Source organism: Aeromonas sp. R5-4, assembly GCF_040908215.1.
Lineage (GTDB): Bacteria > Pseudomonadota > Gammaproteobacteria > Enterobacterales > Aeromonadaceae > Aeromonas > Aeromonas veronii.
In genome coordinates, this window is the sequence record NZ_JBFODG010000009.1 from 1 (window position 1) to 3,815 (window position 3,815).

Annotated in this window: 4 protein-coding genes and 1 pseudogene; all 5 read right to left on the reverse strand. The window is 50.6% G+C overall.

Annotated elements, in window-relative coordinates; genetic code table 11:
- A partial coding sequence (locus AB5Y83_RS03030; protein ID WP_368174671.1) for an RHS domain-containing protein occupies positions 1–736 on the reverse strand: 736 nt, incomplete at its 3' end.
- Between the two features lie 79 nt (positions 737–815).
- Entirely contained in the window at positions 816–1,400 is a 585-nt protein-coding gene (locus AB5Y83_RS03035; protein ID WP_152524121.1) for a hypothetical protein, read from the reverse strand.
- 111 nt (positions 1,401–1,511) lie between these two features.
- A pseudogene (locus AB5Y83_RS03040) lies at positions 1,512–1,934 on the reverse strand (transposase); the annotation flags it as partial.
- Between the two features lie 132 nt (positions 1,935–2,066).
- Complete coding sequence (locus AB5Y83_RS03045; protein WP_368174672.1) at positions 2,067–2,576, reverse strand: SMI1/KNR4 family protein; 510 nt, start codon at positions 2,574–2,576, stop codon at positions 2,067–2,069.
- A 15-nt stretch (positions 2,577–2,591) separates the two neighbouring features.
- Positions 2,592–3,815, reverse strand: a 1,224-nt coding sequence (locus AB5Y83_RS03050) for an RHS repeat-associated core domain-containing protein (protein WP_368174673.1), incomplete at its 5' end; no start/stop codon positions are given.

The following is a 3,815-nucleotide window of genomic DNA, read 5'->3' on the forward strand; positions in this document are numbered from 1 at the left end:
GAGGGATGGCATCAGCGCGATAGTTGCCCCACAGCCGCTGTTCACCACGCCAGATAATGTCACCGGCTTCGCTGCACAGCTCGCGGGCGGTGCCCGCCACATCCGTCACGATGTAGTGCAGACGCTCGCCCTGCTCACCAGCTTCCCATTGGGCCAGCGGCCTGAAGCTGCCCGGCTCATAGACCCACTGCACCTGACGGGCGGCGTTGCCATCGGCCCGGTAGCTTTGTTGCTGCACCAGCTGGTCACCGTCCCAGCGATAGTGGACGCGGGTTATCGCGGTGAGTTGGCTCACCTGCCCCTCCCGCTCCTTGCCGATACGCCGACCAAAGGGGTCATAGCGGTAACGCCAGCGGCTGCCATCGGGCAAGATGACCCGTTGCAGGCGGTCAAAGCCATCCCACTCAAATTGAGTGGTCTGAGGCCGGAAACCGGGGCGTGATACCACCTTCTCACTGAGCCGTCCGCACTTGTCGTAGCGGTACTGATTGGGGCCTATCTGGCTGACCCTGCCCGCTGCGTCATAACGGCGCAGGGGCTCGGCCTGCGCCTGCTGGCTGGACAGCGGTTGCCCATCGCTGGGCAGAATATGGGAGAGCTCGCAGAGGTTCAGCTCGCTGTCATAGCCAAACAGCCGGGCCTGACGTTCGTGACCGCGCTTGCTACGCTCGGCCACCACCTGGCCGTTGCCATTGAGCTTCCAGCCCTGTTCGCCCCAGTGGCTGTAAAAAAACACCGGCAATATATCGGTGTCAGGTATTTTCCTAAGGAGTTAATTGTTTTTTTGAGAAATTGAGAATGTATCAAAAAAACAATCAGTTATTTATAGTGTAATCGTAATTGATTTTTTTATATCCCTTCGGAGGCAATGCCAATTCTGGATATAATATTGATTTTTGCTTATCCCAGTTAACGCCTGCTTTATAAAAATTAACTATTCTCTCACGAATAATGTCTGGCTGCCCAATCATACTGAGGCATTCATATGAATATAGTATATCAGCATGTACATCTGGTTCTAAAGTAGATATAAGCACGTCTGTATTACATGGGTCGTACACTTCGCCATGCCTCACAAGTCGGAGTCCAGGAAGTCCTGTAACCGCCCTTTTCTCTGAAGAAAGTGACAAGCTCAACAATTTTCTAGGGCGACGGTTGATTTTCACAACATTCGTTACCTCTGATGAAAAGAGACCTAGTAACCTATGTGCCGCAACAACAATGGTGAATAAAATGGGGGCTGCACTGAGATCTTCACCTTCCCATGAGTTATTTTCTCTCATGTTGTCGAAGACATCCATACAACAATCTTCTCTCAACTGAGCCAAAACGTATCCATACTCCGGCACTTCAATAGAGAAAACAGTATCAACTTGTAAATCTTTTTTCCTAACGACCATATTAGCCTGCCCTCTTAACACCCTTTTTTAGGTGGTTTGTTGTTATGCTCATCCGCCTTACGTAAATACTCATCCCTTCTAGGGTTGTTTGTCCCTACAGGATTTTGTTTGATGTAACTTGCGCCAGACTCGCCGTTTCTCGGCGCCGTGTTTTCTGACCTTCCACTCGCTTTCACCAAATACCTTCAGCCCGGTTGAGTCGATAACAAAACCGGTAACACGTCCTTTTGGGGGCTGTCGATAAGCCACCGTCACCTTGCTGACGCAGCTATAGTCCGGTGCGCACAACGGTACATTCATCAACTCGAACAGGGAGTCGAGTAGTCCCTGAGTGGCCCGCACAGAGTGAGGTTGAAAATCCCCTTGAGCATCAGGAAGGTTGAGATGGTCTGGTCTGTGTAGAGCTGGCTGCGGCCCCGCCGCCCGTGATGCCGTGGTGGAACCAGTTATTCATTGCAGCAGCATCAACCCAGAAGGTGAGAGAGCCATGAGAAATAAGAGACATTTGGTGATGGGGTGAGGCGACGTGCCCATGATGCAGACTTGAAGAGGATAGTGGTGATCAAATCGCCGAGTCCTCAGCTAACTCCATTCAAGCTGCATCGATTTGGGCAACAACACCACTTATACTCTAAAAAATTAACAACCTAGAAAACCTATTTTAAGCTATAACAATTCTTTTATCTCAGTTGCATCACCACCAACATTAGCCATTATTTCTTTGTAAAATGAGGTGAAGTTATCACATAGCCTGTATACATCACCTTCTTCATTTTTTTCTTTGCGTTCAGCATGCTCTCCAGAGTGCAAGTGCGTTCTATCCCAATAATAAACAGAATCATCAACACCAGAGCATTCAATAAAAAACATATTGCCACCGGGGTCTGCGCCAATAATAAACGGCCTGTTAAACCCGACTATTTCCTCCCTGAACTGATTGGCATAATTCAGATCGAGTAGCGGATTTGAAGTTTTTATTCCATACATTTCCTGAAAATCAATAACTCCATCATCAACTTTCATAAAAGGAATGGTGCAGTATGAATTGGCGCTAATAAAAACACCATTAACACTTAATAGGTAACTCTCATAATCAAGTGGGAAAATTAGCCCATAGATGCTCTGAATATGTTTCACATCTTGCATGCTAATACCTAAGGATAATTTAATTGCCATTTTCACTTTCTCATGTTAGCAGGATCTTTTCTTAATATTAGATGCTCCACCTCTATGGGTAAATTCTGCATGAATATCTTTTGGTACTTCTTGCATAGTGGTCCCATTCTGATGGTGGTGCCAAGTATTTTTAGTGTAATCAGCTGTACCATTTGGTGCAAGCGCATCGGCCTTACCAAAATCTCCAGAGGGTCCCCGCCCATGATTTCCCCTTAAATCAGGCACATCAACCTGTTGCGTTGAAAAAGGTCCAAAATCAGGATACCCACTGGGATATCTTACCGTTGTACCTGCTGCATTTTGATATACCCATGTACCGTCAAGCTCATTCCATAACGTACCTCCTTTATCCAGCCATTTAGCAGGATCGGGAGAATTAAGTGGCTTTTCACCAAATAATCCCAATGGGTCAATCCAAGTCAGCGGGTTATGCACATATCCCTGTGGCCTCAGCCCTCCTGCAAAACCTATTGGGTCTGGCGAGATATATTGCCCCAACTCAGGATCAAAGTAACGGTGCCGGTTGTAGTACAGCCCCGTCTCCTGGTCATAAATCTGACCCTGATAGCGCAGCTCGCAGTAGGTCTCGTCGTTGGCCGCATCCCCAAGGAAGCGCCTGAGCGGTTGAGGGATGGCATCAGCGCGATAGTTGCCCCACAGCCGCTGTTCACCACGCCAGATAATGTCACCGGCTTCGCTGCACAGCTCGCGGGCGGTGCCCGCCACATCCGTCACGATGTAGTGCAGACGCTCGCCCTGCTCACCAGCTTCCCATTGGGCCAGCGGCCTGAAGCTGCCCGGCTCATAGACCCACTGCACCTGACGGGCGGCGTTGCCATCGGCCCGGTAGCTTTGTTGCTGCACCAGCTGGTCACCGTCCCAGCGATAGTGGACGCGGGTTATCGCGGTGAGTTGGCTCACCTGCCCCTCCCGCTCCTTGCCGATACGCCGACCAAAGGGGTCATAGCGGTAACGCCAGCGGCTGCCATCGGGCAAGATGACCCGTTGCAGGCGGTCAAAGCCATCCCACTCAAATTGAGTGGTCTGAGGCCGGAAACCGGGGCGTGATACCACCTTCTCACTGAGCCGTCCGCACTTGTCGTAGCGGTACTGATTGGGGCCTATCTGGCTGACCCTGCCCGCTGCGTCATAACGGCGCAGGGGCTCGGCCTGCGCCTGCTGGCTGGACAGCGGTTGCCCATCGCTGGGCAGAATATGGGAGAGCTCGCAGAGGTTCAG

Excerpts from the sequence above, each read along its gene's own strand:
- AB5Y83_RS03045 (WP_368174672.1), bottom strand. The coding sequence starts at position 2,576 with ATGGCAATTAAATTATCCTTAGGTATTAGCATGCAAGATGTGAAACAT.
- AB5Y83_RS03035 (WP_152524121.1), bottom strand. The coding sequence starts at position 1,400 with ATGGTCGTTAGGAAAAAAGATTTACAAGTTGATACTGTTTTCTCTATT.